This is a genomic window from Sporosarcina luteola, assembly GCF_023715585.1.
GTDB classification, from domain to species: Bacteria; Bacillota; Bacilli; order Bacillales_A; family Planococcaceae; genus Sporosarcina; species Sporosarcina luteola_D.
This window is the reverse complement of the sequence record NZ_JAMBOK010000003.1, coordinates 76792-94814: the sequence shown is the minus strand read 5'-3', so window position 1 is coordinate 94814 and position 18023 is coordinate 76792. Positions and strand designations below refer to the sequence as shown.

Below are 18023 nucleotides of genomic sequence, written 5' to 3'. Positions count from 1 at the left end.
GAAATGAAAGCGCTAGATTCTAACACAATTTATTAATTATGTCAGAACCTAGGACTGGGTAAAACTGATTTTCGGAAAAGATATATCTAGTTTTTGTACCGCATATACCTCGCCCCCTCTTCCACCAAATACAACATCTCTTCCCTTTCCTTCCGATACAACATAACCTTCTCCAACCGTTCATCCAAATACGCCTGCAATGCTCGATCTGTACAAAACACAAAGCACCCCTTCTGCCCACGGGTCATTAACGTCCTATATGTATTCCGGATAATAGGATCCGACAATTCATGTGCTTTTTCCGGATCTTTCTTTGCGATTCCTTTAATTCCCCTTAAGGATTGATCCGTCTTTGCTCGCTTTGTGAAATCGGTAATAATTAGTCCGTTCTCAAAGCGCATGTCGTCACCGATAATGACGCCGACATAGTCAAACTCCAATCCCTGTGCAGTATGGATGCAGCCCGCTTCTCTCACGGAGGTATTTTCAATGGCCCAGGTGTTTTCGATATTCCAGCTGATCCCGAAATCATGCTCAGGGATAGAGATATCATGGTGGTCCACGTCCTGGCGATTCTCCTTCGGCCATTCCCAGCAATACCCCGCCATTACACGGGATTTATTGTTTCGTTCATTCAACCTTTCAATTTCCGCAAGCATTGCATTTGGATCATCATATAATCTAATATCATAATCCATTCCTAAGTCGTTCTTATTTGCCGTATTTCTAATTTGCAGCACATCATCTAGCCACGCGATATACCCGTCAGACCCGTCACAGCGGAACTGGGATGTAAGTTCGCATGAGATAACTTCGGCATTGTATTGTTCAGCATAATGTTTGATCATTTCGACACTGCCGATATCACTCAATGTGACCTTTTGATTTTCATCAATGAAAAAGATTGTGAACTTTGACCCTTTGATTAGTTCCTTCACTTGGTTTTCACCTTTGTTACGGAACATACCTGATTTTTCGTTTAGACGATGCGCTTCATCCACGATCAGCACATCAAATTCGTTTTCATCCACCTCTGTAAAGCTGCCGGAGCCTTTGAATAGATTATCGATATGCGATTTCTTGAAATCACCCTTAAGCTTCGTAGAGTATATGTTCCGTGGGGCTGAGTTCTTTGTTACATACATGGCGACAAGCCCTTGGTCGATCAGTTTCACTAATAAGTTTATGGCTAACACTGACTTACCTGTACCAGGGCCCCCTTCTACTAACATCACTTGCTTCGTATCTGTTTTAGAGGCTTCCAAAGCTTGGTGAAAAGCCTCTTCAAAGAATACTTTTTGCTCGTCGATCATAATGAACTCTTCGTTGCCCTTTAGCATGCTGTTCAACGCATCCTGCAAGGATTTTGAAGGACGGATTCTTCCGTTTTCAATTTGGTAGATCAGGTGATTCTGATCGCCTTTTCGAATAAACTTCTTAATAAATGCCCTAAGTTTTTGAATTTCTCCCTTTGTAAAAACAGGGGCCTTATTAAGATGATCTTGGTAATGAGCATCTGTCAAAGGATCATTGTCGACCTTCCTATAGTTATGTAAATACGCACAAGGCTTCAACTTAATTTCTTTTTCTTGTACATTCTCATTGAAGTCCTCAATAAGTGCAGCGTACGACCACGCTTGATAGGATGGATGGGTCGTTTCCCGGTTGCCTTTTCCTAAATAAGTTCGGACTACGGCATCTCTATTGGATACTATCTCAACTTCTTCCCATTGCTTCAGCTCTACAATGACGACGTGATCTTGATTACCATCATTGCCGGAATTAGAAAATCCACTCGTTTAGAGGTGTTGGGAATATTAAACTCAATGGCAACTGACGCGTCATTTGGAATTTCATCATCCTGCTTGACATTGGACATTTTTTGCAGGGAGTTCTCCCATGAACGAATCTCAGCTTTAGAAGTACGGCCTATTTTCTTTTGATAGGAGTTATATAGCCTATCTATGAGCAATTCATTGACTACATCTCCTACAAATTGTTCTTTTGTCGATTCATATATAATCATAAGTACACCAACTTTTTCACTTTTATCATAATATTGGTTATTATTTTAGCATTGAATTAATATTATCATCTTACAATTCTGTACTTACCGCAAGGATCGACACTGTCCAAACAAAAATCTTCCTATCCCTCAGCCTAGACACTTTGCATTCTGATACTATAACTCCCTTACCCCTATCCGTTTCAACAATTCATATGTCTCATCCAGTGCCTGATGGCTAGGCACATAAATAATCATCCCATCTCGCCCCCTCGTCAGTAACACACGATAGCTATTAATCCGCAACAAATTCGGATTCCTTAGTCGGGAGTTGTTATTATTGCTGAAAATCCACTTACCTTTATTCCAAACCAAGTCTTCTCCCCAACAAACTATCGGAAAGTCTAACTCTAAACCTTGGCAAGAAAACTCAGTTGCTACTTTTGATAATCGACATCCCGAATGTTCGCTTCTCACATCATCATTGAACCATTTAGCGATGTTAACAGAAGTTGTTCCTCTAAACGAAGTGTCAACTCCGAACCGCGGAAGCATTTTAGACTGTGATGAAGCGATTAGCCCATATCGTTTTGACAGATCCTCATAATACCGATTTTGCACGTATCGTTTAGCTTTTTCTAAATCGCGCGTTACGTAGATATTGAAGTGTTGCTCGTAAATCTGCGCTAGCAGTTCTTTGGCTAAATCAGTAGATCCTTCCAGCAGTTCTGAGGCCCATTGACTGACGTCCTCTGCAATATGCGACCGTAAAGTGATACTCAAATTGAGAACGTCACTATACATCACAGCCCCCTTGTATTCTTCAAATGTGTTAGCAAGTTTGGACGGTACATACACGTCCCATTCAGATTCGCTCTTTGAGATAGCCTCCATCCATTGGCCAATCCCCGCCTCTTCCCCAACATATATCTCTTGACCTTCTCCAACTAAACCTAGAACGACGGTCCAGCCTTTGATTCGATCAGCGACTTGGACTAATAGCTCTGGTTCCGAAAAGTCGTGGCAGTGTTTTTTTCTTACTTGTTCGCGATCCCAAGCGCGCTGAGCTTCATCAAAGACCAATATTCGTTGCTGGGGAATAAGCGAGTTTTTACTCCCGTAATAGCTAATAAAATTTCGTAATGGTTGAATAAATGCTTTGCTCTCGAGCGCGTCTTGGAGTACTTGCACTAAGGGACCGTTTCCAGATAAGAACACGCCTTCAGATTTATGATCCTGTAAACTTGATTCATAAACATATTGCAAACCAAGTAAGGTTTTGCCCGCCCCTGGGACACCAGTTACTAAAACGAGTGCTTTTTTATTCGTAGCTTCTGTCGATTCAGCAATGTTTTGCAATTTACGTAGAGCTTCAGGCAATCCACTACTGTTCGCTCTATGAATAGTAGGTAAATGCTTATTTGTATAGATCATTTTTGCCGCTTCTACAATGGAAGGTAACGGTTCGTATTTTGAATTGATCCATTGTTTACTGTCATGACTATCTGCGTTGTGGCAAAACTTTTGTATGCCCTCCAATAACAAATCTGGCGAAATTGCTATAACATCACCGTATAATCCACTCTTGCCCCTAGTCTTTGTAGGGACTAAATACGGTGTGACTTTCCGATTTCTTGATTCGTAATGGTAATGTCTCAAGTCTCTGGCATATGCACTTACTTGATCCACATCGGCTTGGTGGAATGTGGCCTTCTCTTTAAACTCAATAACGAGGACTTCTTTATCACTCACTAGCAGAAGATCCGGCCTTCTCCCCCCTTCATGCGGAAGTACATATTCGAAAATCATATGTATTGGATACTCTTGTAATGGGGATAAATATTCTTGAAGTATGTGAAACGAATCAATCCATGCTTGTTGTTGTAAGTCAGATGGCTCTTCCCTACAAATCTCTAAATAGTTTGTGTTCATCTCTTCCATAAATTCTTGTATAGATAATCGAAAGAAAGCTTCTGCACTACAATGCAAACAGAAATTTTTTATACTCTTGATTCGAGCACACATATTTACGCCCCCTCACATCTTGATAATTTGTTTAAGCTTTTCAATATCCTTTTCCGAATCAACAATATGCATTTTCCGATGGCAATTCGGACATAACGCAACAGTATTTTCAATTGTATCTTCGCCGCCGTTTGCGAGCCATACTATATGATGCGTTTCTAAATAAGGTTCCCCTAATTTATTAGCAAAAGGTGCTGGTTCCTCACATAATTCACAAATCCCTTTCGCTCTTCTTTTAGCATATTCGGTTACATATACATTTCTTTCATATGTCGTAACGAGTGACTTTCTTGAACCAACATATGTTGTACCCGTTTGTTCAGCTCTTTCTTTAACTTCCGAAGTTGATAAGCGTTTTGCCTTTTTGGACTTCTCGAAAAAGTTTTGTTCAACTAAGTCTCTAGATAGTAAAGATACTTCTTCACTATTTTTCACTTTGACAGGGAAGATCCATACCTTTCTCATTTCACCATCTTCACCAGGTTGTACTTCTTGATAAGGCTTATCCCAAAGTGCAATAGGGCCCAAATAGGTGTATTCTCTTTCCTTCACAACTTCAAAAAGGAATACATCCACACCATTTGTGTCTGACTCATTTAACGTACGATTTTGTGCAAAATCAATTTTTTGATCGCCGTTCTTTCCCATTCCTGTATAATGTAGGATATCGTCCTCCCACCGATCGTCATATAACCCTTTTGTATGATCGGTTACAATAATAAGTGTATTTGTCGTATTAGATCTCCTCATCCCTCCCATATTGCCACATTTAAAAATATTTCGTATATCATCATTTGTAACGACCTGTCCAATCGTTAACCCTGGATCAAATCCCAAATGCCTTCCTCCTCTAATTTTTTAATGATAGGTATGTCTGCGGGTGCAAACTCATAATTGCATAGACTCCTTATATCGACCCACTTAAATTCTGAGTGTTCTGTAAGGGTGATCTTGCCGTTGTCTAATTCTGCAACATACGCAATTAATTCAATTTCACCGAAATCGTATTTGTGACGAGTAGTTGTAAAATATCGAAGTACTGTAATGTCGACTTTCAGTTCCTCTCGTATTTCCCGTACGACGCAATCTTCAGGTGATTCATCCTCTTTTAGCTTCCCGCCAGGAAACTCCCATAAGTTAGGTAAGCTCATGCTTTCACTTCTTTTAGTAATTAACAACTTGCCCATTTTAACGATAATTGCAGCTGCTACCTGTATCATAATTCGCCTCCTATAAAATTATTAAAGAAGTGATAAACTCCCTTGACACTTTAATTTGAGACAGTCTATTGTACCGTCTTAAAAAACAAGAAAAATAATTAGTTTTGATTATTGTAATTATATATATCATTATAGCACTCATATATTGTTTAGTTAATCAGCCCCATGTGCAAGAAGGTATCTTTAAGGTGATTGGAGATTAATCGATAATAATGATGTGATCAAAAAAGAGCCAGAAGCATTAGCCTCCGACTCCCTACTTATTCCATATACTCAATCGCCTCATGACAATTAACCGTACCCATTACTTCTCCAGTACTTTGATCCACCATATCGATTGTCACGTTAACCTTCTCTGCATCCACACCTTTAAACAGCTGATAAAACATCCCAGACTTCGCAAGACCTAGCGATGCGAACCCGTCAATTTTCAAGATGCCTTCGAACATTTGGAACAACTTCGTTTTGTATTCCTGTAGATCAAAGTATGGGTCTGGCACGAATTGTTCGTCCTGTACGCGGGCATTTCGCATCCGTTCTACCCGGTATCTCCGAATGTTATCATCCTTTTCTTAATTGAAGCTAATTACTTCACGATACTTCCGTGTATCTCCATGTATTGCATTAAGTTAATCCCAATCCATCCTCACTCTTTCGGATGAAGGAATACTAGGATTTTACCGTCCTCGACATCTTTTGAATAGCGCTCAGCTTCATCATCTTTGATTCCCATTTCCATAAGCGCATGCTTAAATCCGCCAGCACCCGAGTTGGCCCCTATGACTGCCCCTCCAATTGTGGTGATGATAGGACCTGCGGCCAACACAGCTCCAAATCCGGGAATTAATATAGTGGATAACCCTGCTATCACTCCTGCTAAACCAATTGCTCCTCCCGTTGCAGCTCCAGCGATGGCTCCATCCTTCATGGAGGGTTTCACTTCCTCTGCGATTTTCGGTAGTTGGGTTGTGTTTTTAGCGATCACTGAAATGTCATCAGTTGTATAGCCCTTCTTTAGTAAATCCTCAACAACTTCAACCACTTGTTGTTCACTTTCGTATATGCCAATAACATGATTTTTCATTATTAGTTACCTCCTAATTCTATATCTTCTCTACCCGTTCTTTGATTTTTTTAGACTAGAATATATTTACTATTAATCAGGTACCTGTGCACCACACATTTATGACAATTCAACTTAAAGTATGTAAATACACAAAGAAGCCAACCGGCAGTTGATACGGTTGGCTTCTTCAATTTCTTTATACAATTGTAGTGTATTTACTGAATTGTGTGCTGCACAGGCACCAAAATCTACTACAAAATTGTAAGTACGACAACCTATTTCACTTGAGCATCGTACTATTGCGCCAAGTATGCGCTGGAATACTTGGCTGTAAGAGATGTGCTTTAGCGTGGTAGAGGTTTAATAATAAGGTATAATAATTACGGACTTAGAATTGATTAATATCCCAGTCCTCTTTATCATAACCATTAAACTCCAGACGCCTCATCCAATTGGGCTTATCTGTGTGAATCCTTACCAAATAAACTTTGTCATCTACTAACTCCAGCATGACATAAAAGGTAATAGGTTGTTTTGACGCCTCATCCCTCTTGCTTTCATCAATCATGCGATATTCAATAACGATATGGTCTTTTACATCTTTTCTAGTACGATCCTTTGGCACAATTTTATAGGAGTCTTCGATTATGTAATTTTCTTTTATGAAATCGCTAGACAAGTAATCATTAGCCACAGACAAGCCCTTTTTCAAATCAATGTCTTCATCCGCTTTAGATAAATAAATTTGTATATCTGTAATGATTCCTCGGTTGTCATAACCTTTATAGATGATAATGGTTTCATCCGTATATTTGCTATAACTTTTTCCACCTACATTCTCAACTGCTATGTTTTTCTTTGAATGTTGTTCAGCAAAATGTAAAGCACTTTCAAGGTCATCGAGATACATAGGATGATTATCATTTAGCACAATGGATTCAAATGGAGTTTTCCTCTCGGTTTCCTCAACATCATTTTCATCGCCGCAAGCAGCTAATAATAATAAAACACAACATAGAACGATAAATCTGTTCTTTAGCATTATCGAATCTCCCCTTTAGAATAGGTTCTATTGTGCTCCTAATTGATATTATCAGGAGTCTTCCGTAAGTGAGTATACAGTAATCACCTATTGACTACAATTGGGGGCGATAACAGGGTATTGCTGGCCAATGGGAATATGCATGCGATAGCAATCCATGATGTTTGAAGGTCGTCTTTAATTGGTCCAGCGTGCAACTAACATCACTAATATGATATAAATGTAATCATCCTACTATCCGAAGGGACTCCTCATTTATCCGCCCCTTCTTCATCCACTGCTCTTTTATTTCGGTAAAATGAGTCGATCTCAGCTCTCCCATTTCCTTTGCCAGCTCAATGACTTCACTATTTATTTTATTTGCCCCATCGCAGAAGAAATCTTTTCTGAAGCTTCGGTTGCTTTTTCGATAAAGTGATCCAATTGATCTTCAGTTGTTTGCATTTCGAGTGCCTCGATACTAATAGCCCCAAGTACCGTTCCTTCAAAATCAAAAATAGGCGCACCGACTGCTAGTGTCCCTTTCGTTTTTTCGCCTATACTGATTGCAAACCCTTTCCGTTTGATCGAGCGCAATTGTTGCTTAAATTGTTCCCGCTCCCCCTCCTCCAGAATTAGCCTTTGCAGCAAGGCATCCGTATTATGGGGAGGCGCATATGCAAGCATCGTTTTATTAGCGGCCCCGATGTTCATCGGTATGCGTTCACCTATACTATCAATGATACGTACATTCCGCGGACTATCAATCCGGTCTATGATAATAGATACGTCATCGTTCGGTGTATTCAGGTATACGGTTTCCTCTACTTCCTTTGCCAATTTTTCGAGAATCGGCCGAGCTACATGACGAATGTCCAGTTTCTCGTATTTTTTTAAGCCCAGTTCCATCCATTTATAGCCTAGTTCATATTGCTTCGTATGTTCGATTTGCGAAACGAGATTATGCATCTCAAGTGATTGCAACAGCCGATACACCGTGCTAATCGGCAGTCCCGTCTCCTTCGCCAACTCTGCGACGAGCCATTTATCCTTTTGCGAGTCCGACATGACTTCGATGATGAGCATGGCCCTGTCTATCGATTGAATCATCTTCGTTTGCCTCCCGTCTTCCCCATATTGTAGCAGATATTGGACCAGCCCCGCATCTTTAATTATCAGACCCTTCCAAAATAAAAGAGAAATTGGTTGACATCCACCCAATGACAGAACTAAAATAATATTAACATTTCACTATGTAGAATTAATTCCACAATGCGGAATTTCAACACGACAAGTGAAAGCGCTTTCTAAAGAGAGAAATAGAGAGGATGGGAGAAATGGAAGGGTTCATAAAGTTCATCGCGGATATTTCAAATTTCATATGGGGGATACCGATCATGGTCATTCTCATCGGAGGTGGCGTTTTCTTGACGGTGCGTCTTGGTTTCTTCCAATTCCGCTACTTCCCGCATATTATCAAGCAGACTTTCGGCAAGATATTTTCAAAAAGTGAAGGGGACGGTACGTTGACTCCATTTCAAGCGACGGCAAGTGCGCTTGCTTCCACAATGGGTGCAGCGAATATTGTCGGGGTTCCGGTAGCTATCGCACTCGGCGGACCGGGGGCAATTTTCTGGATGTGGCTTGTCGCTCTTATCGGGATTGGAACCAAGTATTCGGAAGTCGTTCTCGGAATGCACTATCGGGAGAAAAACGAGGTCGGTGAATATGTCGGCGGCCCAATGTATTACATACGAAAAGGACTCGGCTGGAAAAAGGTCGCTTCTTTCTTTGCATTTGCACTTATGATTGAAATTGTAGCGAGTACGATGGTGCAATCCAATTCCATCGCAACAACGATGAAAGGTTCGTTTGGCTTGTCTCCTATTGTTACGGGCACTCTTGTTGCACTTCTTGTTGTCTTGGTGACTTACGGTGGAATTAAAACAATCGGAAAAGTGTCGGAGAAGCTGATACCACTCATGGTTGTCATTTATCTTGTTGCTGCACTTGTTGTTATTGTTTCGAATATAAAAGAACTTCCAACTGCGTTCGGACTGATTTTTGAATATGCGTTCCGGCCGATGTCGGCGGCGGGCGGTTTTGCCGGCGCTGGCATAGCGGCTGCCATTCGTTGGGGCCTTGCCCGGGGGCTTTATTCCAATGAAGCAGGTATGGGAACGGCGCCGATTGCCCATTCAGCAGCCATTACGAATCATCCTGCGAAACAAGGATTCTGGGGTGTGTTCGAAGTAATCGTCGATACACTCGTCGTCTGTACAATTACTGCCCTTGTCGTCTTGACGTCTGGCGTCTGGAAAACCATGTCACCGGATGATGCCTCATCCATGGTGACAGAAGCGTTTGTGCCAGTATTCGGTTCATCACTTGCCGGGACTATCGTTTCAGCAACGCTATTCCTATTCGTCATCACCACAGTAGTCGTCATCATTTTCTATGGTGAAAAGCAGGCTGAGTTCCTTTTCGGGACAACATTCTCCAAGGTGATGCGCTTCATTTATATCGGTGCCATTATCGTCGGTGCAGTCGGAGGATTGCAGTTCATCTGGCAGTTCCTCGATTTATTGCTCGCTTTTGTTGTCATCCCGAACGTCATCGCTGTTCTATTCTTGAGCGGTAAAGTGAAAGAAATTACAAACGACTATTTTATGAATCTCTATCCGATCGAACGAAAAAAATGAATCAATTAAGGAGGCAAGAAATATGTACAATCAGCTAAGAAATTTAGAATTATCACAACAGGTCGAGATGTTGACTCGTCATTTGGTAAGCATCAATAGCATTAACGGGACACTTGGTGAGGTGGAGATTGTTCAGGAGATCTATCGGATACTTCGGTCATTCCCATATTTCGAAGAACATCCCGAACATCTCTGGCTCCAGACGATTGAAGGTGATCCGATTGGCCGTCAAAATGTCTTCGCTTTAGTAAAAGGCGAAAAACTCTCGAAGCAAACCGTCTTATACCATTCTCATATTGATACGGTTGCTGTCGAAGATTTCGGACCTTTGAAAAAGGATGCTTTTTCTACGGATGCAATGGAAGATTTTTTCCGTGGATATGAAAATGATCCAGTAATCCAACAGGAGGCACTTTCAGGCGATTGGATGTTCGGACGCGGCTCTGTGGACATGAAAAGTGGTGCAGCTGTCCATATTACGAATATTCTATACTTTACAGAACATCCAGAAGAACTGACCGGTAATGTTCTCCTCCTATGCAATGGGGATGAAGAAAGCGAACACCGTGGCATTATCGGTGCCCTTTCCGAATTAAATCGACTCCAAGCGGAACAGGGTCTTGATTTTGTCACCGCTATCAATACTGATTTCATCACTCCTTTGTATGACGGCGATTCAAACCGATATATTTACACGGGAGCCGCAGGCAAGATCCTTCCTTGCTTCCATATTTACGGTAAAGAAGTACATGTTGGTGACACACTATCAGGTATTGATCCGAATTTCATTGCTGCCAAATTGACGGAACGGATCCATAACCGATATGCCCTTGCGGAAAAAATTCCCGGGGAGCTTGTTCTGCCGCCGACTTGTCTACAACAACGCGACACGAAGAAGCTTTATACGGTTCAAACGGCGATTAGCAGTCATCTTTACTTCAACTATTTCGTTTATGAAGATACTCCCGAGCAAATACTCGGGAAATTGTTGCATGAAGCTAGAGAGGCATGTAAGGAAACCGAGCGTTACTTGCAGCAACAGTTTGAAGAATATATCGAGTTTACCGGATTGCCTTCCCGAGATTTGTCATGGGAAATTGACGTGACTACTTATGATGAGTACTTACAATATTTGATTCAGCGTGGCGTCAATGTGAAACCGATTATCGACGAAGCGCTTGCAAAGAAGTCTGGCGATTTACGAGATGTTAGTTTCTCTATCGTCAGCGCCTTGCAGGAAGCCGATCCTGAAAAAAAAGCTCGGGTCATTTTATTCTTCGCACCGCCGTTCCTTCCGCATAATTATTTGAAGACGGATGTTTCTCGTGATAAAAAGATCCACTCTTCCATTGCGGAAGTGCTGGAAGAAATGGGTGAACTGACAGACGAGTGTTTTGAGTTAAAAAAATTCTTCCCTTATTTGGCAGATGGCAGTTTTCTATCGATTCATGAGGCAGAGGAAGAACTGGCACCACTTGTTCACAATTTGCCGGAATGGGACAACATTTACACAATTCCATTCCATACCATTCAAAAATTGAACATCCCATCCGTAAATATAGGTGTCTACGGAAAAGACGGCCATAAATGGACGGAACGTGTCTATAAACCTTACTCATTCGGAGTTTTGCCTTTGTTGATCCGCAAAACAACCATGCGTATGCTCGAAAAGGCGTCTGAAGATCAGTCGTTAGAATTAGTGTAAAAGTATATAAACGGCTCCCCTTTGACCGGTATAAGGGAGATTACCCCATGATGAAACTTTTTCGAGACTGGGACTGTTTGTAAAAACAGCAAAACCCCTTCAAGCCTTTTCACGGCTATGAAGGGGTTTTACTTTTTCGTGCATTTATGTTAACTGAATTTGACTATCTTTGATCTACGACTTTATTATACACTGACCTTTTTGACTTTCAAGTTCTTTGTTTGATATACCTAACTGTTAAAAGGCATACTCCCCATTCAATTGGGAGATGCCCTTTTCCGTTGAATTATTTATACTAATCGCCTGATTATCCGGCCGAACCGCTTGATATTACCTCACGACCGCCTGAACTCCCGCCTGAAACACCTGATATTGCATCACGACCGCCTGATTCCTCATCTAAAAACCTACTTAAATTGCGTTTGCTTGTTTCAACATGAACGCGAGCAGTATTTCCGCCCCTGCCATGAGTTGTTCCATTGATGTGTATTCGGCTGGATTATGGCTAAGTCCGTCTTTTGACGGGACGAAGATCATGCCGGTTGGACAAAGTGTAGCCATGTTCATCGTGTCGTGCCCCGCGCCGCTCGGCATTTCGAGCCATGCCACTCCTCTTTCTTCACAGATCGCTTTTAATTCGGCGACGACTGTGCTGTCCATTTGTACAGGTTCTTCCTCTGAAATTTCGTCAATCCATATGTCCAAGCCCCGTGTTTTCGCGACGTCGTTGACAGCTGTTTCGAGTGCATCGACAACCCGCTGGCGTGATTCGCGGTTTGTCCCTCGGATGTCGACGTACATATCGGCAGCTCCCGGTACTACATTCATCGCGCCCGGCTCTATGGAGAAGACACCTATTGTGCCGACCGTACCATGCTCCAGTTCCGCGAGTGCGGCCTTTTCAACGGCAAGGGCGATTTCCGCGCCTCCAAGTAACGCATCATGACGGTAATCCATCGGCGTCGTTCCGGAGTGATCCGCTGTCCCGCCGACATGTACATGAAAGCGGATCGGTGCGGCAATGGCAGAGACGATGCCAATCGCCTTCCCCTGTTTTTCGAGCACAGGACCCTGTTCGACATGGAGCTCGACGAACGCTTTGATTTCATCTCCGAATCGCCTTGCCAAATGGACCTCTTCCAAATCGAGCCCGTTTTCTTCGAATGCCTGCGCCAGCGTAATTCCGTTCTTGTCAGTGAGCGACCGGGTGTACGCCGGATCCAGACGGCCTGTCATCGCTTTGCTTCCTAGAGTGGATGCACCGAAGCGGGCGGATTCCTCGCAAGCAAAGATGATGACTTCAAGCGGGTGCTCCGTCTCCACGCCTTCATCCGTGAGAGAACGCATCACTTCCAGTGCAACAAGAACGCCCGCTGTCCCGTCGAATTCACCTGCCGCATAGACGGAATCGATATGCGAGCCGGTCGCAACAGCCGGCAAATCAGGAGAACGCCCTTCCCGTCGCGCAATGACATTTCCTGCGTAGTCGATCCGCACTGTCAGCCCCGCAAGTTCCAATTGCTTGATCAGATAATCGCGCGCATTCCGCTCGGTCGCGGTGTAGGCCAGCCGATTGATGCCTTCCCCTTCATCTGTAAATCGTGCAAGTTCTTCAAATGACTGACGCAAACGATCCAGCTTCATGGCCATCCCCCAATTTCATTTACTTACTATCTCTTCTACTAATCCGTCTTACAACATTCTCAAACTTACTTCACGAAAAAACTTTTCTTCATGCTTGTCAGTGCACCGATAAAATTGTTTTGCTCACTCTCCGAAGGCGTATGCGAGCCGTATCGAACAGCATTGTACACCGACAAGATATTTTCGTCATTCTCCCACCCCATGCGTGAAAACCACTCGTTTACGGTCTCCTCATGATACCGCTGTAGTTTATGCTTTTGCGCTTCCTTCTCGAATCGCTCGAATGATTTTCGCACTTCATCTCTGGCTGTTGAGTAATCATACAACATCTTTCCTTGCTCTTTTTCACGTTCCCTTTTACCTTTAAATGAAAAAAAGTAAGCTTCCTGTCTGTCGTTATAACGTTTGTTTTTCTTTATCACGATAAGAACGACAGTGATAATGACGAGAACAGTTACTACAAATGCAATTGACAAGTATTCAAATAATGAGGATGTGGCCTCACGCTCTTCAAAACCGATAAAATGGAATTCATTTTCTTCAGTGATGTCTTCGCCTTGCTTTTCGGCAAGTCCCCTCATAAACTCCAAAATTGGATCTATTCCTTTTAAGAAAATCATAAATGCCCCGCCAAATAGAAAGCCCGTTGTTTTGATAAATAGTAACCTCACAGGTTCCAGCGCAATCAGCACAATGAAAAAGACAGAAGCACCTAGCCCTATGATGATGCTGAAAACTTTTCCAGCTTCTCTTACTTGAAAATTGCCTAACCGCCTACCAATTATCGCTATTGTGACCATGCGAATAAAATAAAACAGAAATGAGGTTAGCAAGTAGAGAATTAGCTGTTGTTGCAGTAATTCCTCATGATGATCATTGACAAAAAGCAATCTTGCTAGGAAGCAGGATAAGATGAAAACCGTTGTGTTACCAACAGTTATAAATGGCCATCCATGAATTCGAGACCCGCTAAAGTTAGCTTGAATTCTCCAGTACACGTATACGAAAAAAATCAATGTAGTCAACAACGGTGCCCCGAATAGAAACAAGGGCACCGTTACACCTACTGCTAGTCCAATACCGAGTCCCAATGAATACTTTCGGGAATAAAATATAAAATAAGACGCAATTCCGCCAGCTATTGAGATAAGAAGCCAGATATACGGAATTGCCGAACCTGTCTTTCCTAAGATGAAAATGAAAATATAGGATAGAAGAAACATGTCCGCAACTAGATATTCAGAGAGGTTAAATCGGTTACGGTCGTATTCAAACCTTCCTTGCTCCACCCATACCCTCTCCTCACTCTATCGCTGTATTAATTATACCAACATTCAGACACTCATTGGTATGTATTTTCTCAGGTGCCTGTGCAACGCACATTTATGACTATTCAAGTAATATTATAAAAATACCGAAAGAAGCCAACCGATTGTCGATACGGTTAGCTTCCCCAATTATTTTATGCAATTGTAGTATATTGTCAGAATTGATTGGGTGCCTGTGCAACACCCATTTATGACTATTCCATAAAAAGTATGTTTATACGAAAGGAAGCCGCCTAATTGTTTATCTAGCTGGCTTTCCAAATTTAATTATACAATTGTAGTGTATTAACTGAATAGTGTGCTGCACAGGCACCAAAAAAATCCTAAAAAACTAGTGTTACTCATTCAACTTTTGATAAATACGGAGCATTTGCTGTTGCTCCTCAGATGTTAGTTTTTCAAATAGATTTCTTCTTAGTACTTGGCCTTCCAGGTTTGCGCGTTGTAAGACTTCTTTTCCCGCTTCTGTAATCGTCAAGTAGACAATGCGTCTGTCTTCTTCATCAGTAGAGCGAACGGCAAGTTCCTTTTTTACAAGTTTCTCTGTTAAGTGAGTAACCGTGGGAGGGGTCAGCCCAAGTACTTTCGCGATATCAGAAGGCCGGCTTTTCCCGTTGGAAGCTAAATGGCCGAGAAGGAGTATATGGGATACACCCAAATCTTCATTGAATAGTTTATTCCATTGAATGATCAAGTTATTCGTGAACTTGTCCATATTGTGTATGATGTCAAAGATTGTTTCTTCCTTCATTTCTTCTCCTACTTTCTAAATAAGCAATACCATTTTATCATATACAAGAAAAAGAACCTAAATTCGATGATTTAGGTTCATTCAAAATTTCCTTATTCAATTACTGTGCGGAGAATCCGCCGTCGATGACAATTTCTGCGCCTGTAATATAAGAAGAATCATCACTTGCCAAGAAGAGCGCTGCATTGGCGATATCAGCCGGCTTTCCAAGACGTTGTAAAGGCGTTGCGCGTACGAGTTGGTCAAGCAACTCTTTGGATGCGCTTAGGTTTTGCGTCATAGGCGTTTCAATAATTCCAGGGAATAGCGCATTTACCCGCACACCTTGACGGCCGAAAGTTGTCGCTGCCGCCTTGGAAATTGCACGGACAGCCCCTTTGGATGCAGAGTAATGGTTAAACCCTTGCCCGATTTGCGCCGTGTAAGATGAAATATTAACGATCGAACCGCTGTTTTGTTCAGCCATGATCGGCGCTACATGCTTCATGCCTGCAAATGGACCGAAGCTGTTGATCGCCATCATTTTTTGCCAATCATCCATGCCGATTTCCGTATACGGTTTTTCAGAGGAAATCCCCGCATTGTTCACAAGAATATCAATGCGGCCGAATTTTTCTTTCACTTTGTTTGCAAACGTAGCCCACTCTTCATCAGACGCTACATTCAACTTCATGCCATGCACGTTTTCCTTTTCACTTGCACGTTGCAAAGCTACTTCGTTAATATCCGCTGCAATGACAATCGCACCCTCCGATTGGAACAGGTCGACCATTCCTTCACCGATGCCTGAAGCTCCGCCTGTTACAATCGCTACTTTTCCGACTAATTTACCCATGTTGAGCATCTCCTTAGCGTAATTTAATAGAACCGCCGTCAACCATAATTGTTTGTCCTGTAATATAGTTCGCATCGTCGCTCGCCAAAAACACTGCTGTGCGGCCGATATCGCCTTCCGGATCCCCTAAACGGCGCAATGGAATGCGGTTGATCATCGCTTCAAACATGTCTGGTGCACTTTGAGCCCATGCTGCCACGCCCGGTGTCAAAGCGATTGGTGAAATAAGGTTTACATTGATGCCTTCAGGACCCCACTCATTCGCCGCCACACGTGAAATCGCGCGTATCGCTTCTTTCGCTGCTGCGTAAGATGCCTGTGTCGGCTGGCCGTCCAAACCTGCGCCTGACGCGAAGTTAATGACTTTACCCTTTGTCTTCTTCAACTCAGGATACGCAGCTTGCATGAAATGGAATGTCGGATAAAAGCCTGTCCCGAAAGACAAGTCAATCATCTCCATCGTCGTCTCAGCGAATAGAGCTTGTCGGGACGCATGGGCGTTATTCACAAGGATGTCCAACTTACCGAACTTTGCTACGACAGCTTGTACAATCTCAGTGACGTTTTCGGGTTTTGAAATGTCTTTGATAAACAGCATGCTTTCCGTAAGCTCGTTCAATTCTTTTAACGTCTCTTGCCCTTTTTCTTCATTAATATCAATAACCGCAATATGTGCGCCTTCCTTCGCCATCGCAAGCGCTATTCCCCTGCCGATTCCTGATGCGCTTCCTGTAACGATTGCCACTTTCCCTTGTAATCTCATGCTAAACTCTCCTTATTGTTTGTCATGAATACCTTGCTAGTTGCTGGATAGTCCCCTGTCATATCGTACTCATATAGTTAGACGTCTAATTGTTTCTTAACTAAATATTAATACACAAGCAGAGAAATAGCAACTATGAAAGACTCAAATTAGGTGCCCAAATGAGGTGCCTGTGCACCACACATTTATGACAATTCATTAAAATTTATATAAATACGAAAAGAAGCCTTACGTTTATTGAAACGATCGGCTTCATCATTTATTTTATGCAATTGTAGTGTATTGTCAGAATTGATCGGGTGCCTGTGCACGATACATTTATGACTATTCGATGAAAAGTATATTCATACAAAAAGAAGCCAGTGAATTGTTTACATAGCTGGCTTCTTAAAATAATTTATGCAATTGTAGTGTATTAACTGAATAGTGTGCTGCACAGGCACCTACTTCACGGGCACCTACTTCACGAAATGTGTTTTGGAAATATGCAGGGACGTGCTCGCGGTATAGCATAATCGTCATCATTTCTATGAACGCTATTTCACGACGGTCACTGGGCAATTGACGTGTTTCATCACTTTATGGCTGACGCTGCCGAGGACCATTTCCTGAAATGTACTTAACCCCCGGCTGCCGATGACGAGTTGGTCCATCGCTTCGGTATTCACGTATTTGATGATTTCCTGGCTTGGATCTCCTTTCAGCATGGTCAATTTCGCTTTTACGCCGGCATTGCGTGCCAGCTCCAAAACTGGGTCGACTTTCTGCTTTCGTTTCAGCAGGAGGCTTTCTTCGCTTTGCGATAAAAGCCGTTCGTCTTTCGCTTTAGTAAAATCCGCTACATAGATGAACTCCAATTGCGACTCCGGAAAGTGTTTGGCGAGCGTAATGGCATGTTTTGCAGCACGCAGCGCATTTTCCGAACCGTCGATCGCGACCGCAATTTTCATGAACATTC

General features: G+C 42.5%; 15 protein-coding genes and 1 pseudogene. 2 read left to right on the top strand and 14 right to left on the bottom strand.

From position 1 onward, the window contains the following. Nucleotides 1-86 precede the first annotated feature (86 nt). From M3193_RS13265 to M3193_RS13230, 8 genes and pseudogenes are all read right to left on the bottom strand, one after another. Nucleotides 87-2026: pseudogene (locus M3193_RS13265) on the bottom strand (DNA/RNA helicase domain-containing protein). Nucleotides 2027-2182: 156 nt separating this feature from the next. Next, entirely contained in the window at nucleotides 2183-4030 is a 1848-nt protein-coding gene (locus M3193_RS13260) for a DNA/RNA helicase domain-containing protein (RefSeq protein WP_251628503.1), read from the bottom strand. A 12-nt stretch (nucleotides 4031-4042) separates the two neighbouring features. Further along, a complete protein-coding gene (locus M3193_RS13255; protein WP_251628501.1) occupies nucleotides 4043-4867 on the bottom strand; it encodes an HNH endonuclease in 825 nt (274 codons plus the stop codon). After that, nucleotides 4846-5250 (bottom strand): (deoxy)nucleoside triphosphate pyrophosphohydrolase, encoded by a 405-nt coding sequence (locus M3193_RS13250; RefSeq protein WP_251628499.1) that lies wholly within the window; start codon nucleotides 5248-5250, stop codon nucleotides 4846-4848. The genes M3193_RS13255 and M3193_RS13250 overlap by 22 nt, the downstream gene beginning before the upstream one ends. A gap of 260 nt (nucleotides 5251-5510) precedes the next feature. Then, nucleotides 5511-5807: a WYL domain-containing protein gene (locus tag M3193_RS13245; protein WP_353056415.1), complete on the bottom strand. Its 297-nt coding sequence runs from the start codon at nucleotides 5805-5807 to the stop codon at nucleotides 5511-5513. An 89-nt stretch (nucleotides 5808-5896) separates the two neighbouring features. After that, a complete protein-coding gene (locus tag M3193_RS13240; RefSeq protein ID WP_251628495.1) occupies nucleotides 5897-6334 on the bottom strand; it encodes a general stress protein in 438 nt (145 codons plus the stop codon). 370 nt (nucleotides 6335-6704) lie between these two features. After that, nucleotides 6705-7358 (bottom strand): hypothetical protein, encoded by a 654-nt coding sequence (locus tag M3193_RS13235; RefSeq protein ID WP_251628492.1) that lies wholly within the window; start codon nucleotides 7356-7358, stop codon nucleotides 6705-6707. A gap of 351 nt (nucleotides 7359-7709) precedes the next feature. Beyond that, nucleotides 7710-8447 (bottom strand): IclR family transcriptional regulator, encoded by a 738-nt coding sequence (locus M3193_RS13230; protein WP_251628490.1) that lies wholly within the window; start codon nucleotides 8445-8447, stop codon nucleotides 7710-7712. A 227-nt stretch (nucleotides 8448-8674) separates the two neighbouring features. Here M3193_RS13230 and M3193_RS13225 point away from each other — a divergent pair, with 227 nt between their 5' ends. Next, complete coding sequence (locus M3193_RS13225) at nucleotides 8675-10039, top strand: alanine/glycine:cation symporter family protein (protein WP_251628488.1); 1365 nt, start codon at nucleotides 8675-8677, stop codon at nucleotides 10037-10039. 22 nt (nucleotides 10040-10061) lie between these two features. Beyond that, nucleotides 10062-11744, top strand: coding sequence for a M20/M25/M40 family metallo-hydrolase (locus M3193_RS13220; RefSeq protein ID WP_251628486.1), 1683 nt, complete (start codon nucleotides 10062-10064; stop codon nucleotides 11742-11744). A gap of 411 nt (nucleotides 11745-12155) precedes the next feature. On the opposite strand, the gene M3193_RS13215 is transcribed toward M3193_RS13220, so the two are convergent. The 6 genes from M3193_RS13215 to M3193_RS13190 all read right to left on the bottom strand — a co-directional run bounded on the left by M3193_RS13215 (nucleotide 12156) and on the right by M3193_RS13190 (nucleotide 18015). After that, nucleotides 12156-13388 carry a Zn-dependent hydrolase gene (locus tag M3193_RS13215; protein ID WP_251628484.1) on the bottom strand — a complete coding sequence of 411 codons (1233 nt, stop codon included), beginning with the start codon at nucleotides 13386-13388 and terminating at the stop codon, nucleotides 12156-12158. Between the two features lie 65 nt (nucleotides 13389-13453). Next, nucleotides 13454-14677: a hypothetical protein gene (locus tag M3193_RS13210; RefSeq protein ID WP_251628482.1), complete on the bottom strand. Its 1224-nt coding sequence runs from the start codon at nucleotides 14675-14677 to the stop codon at nucleotides 13454-13456. Nucleotides 14678-15053: 376 nt separating this feature from the next. Further along, the gene (locus M3193_RS13205; RefSeq protein WP_251628481.1) at nucleotides 15054-15467 is read right to left on the bottom strand and encodes a MarR family winged helix-turn-helix transcriptional regulator; all 414 of its coding nucleotides are present in this window, start codon (nucleotides 15465-15467) and stop codon (nucleotides 15054-15056) included. Nucleotides 15468-15567: 100 nt separating this feature from the next. Further along, nucleotides 15568-16302, bottom strand: a complete 735-nt coding sequence (locus tag M3193_RS13200) for an SDR family NAD(P)-dependent oxidoreductase (RefSeq protein ID WP_251628479.1) — start codon at nucleotides 16300-16302, stop codon at nucleotides 15568-15570. Between the two features lie 13 nt (nucleotides 16303-16315). Beyond that, the gene (locus M3193_RS13195; RefSeq protein ID WP_251628477.1) at nucleotides 16316-17065 is read right to left on the bottom strand and encodes an SDR family NAD(P)-dependent oxidoreductase; all 750 of its coding nucleotides are present in this window, start codon (nucleotides 17063-17065) and stop codon (nucleotides 16316-16318) included. 536 nt (nucleotides 17066-17601) lie between these two features. Further along, complete coding sequence (locus M3193_RS13190; RefSeq protein WP_251628475.1) at nucleotides 17602-18015, bottom strand: universal stress protein; 414 nt, start codon at nucleotides 18013-18015, stop codon at nucleotides 17602-17604. Between the last annotated feature and the right edge of the window lie 8 nt (nucleotides 18016-18023).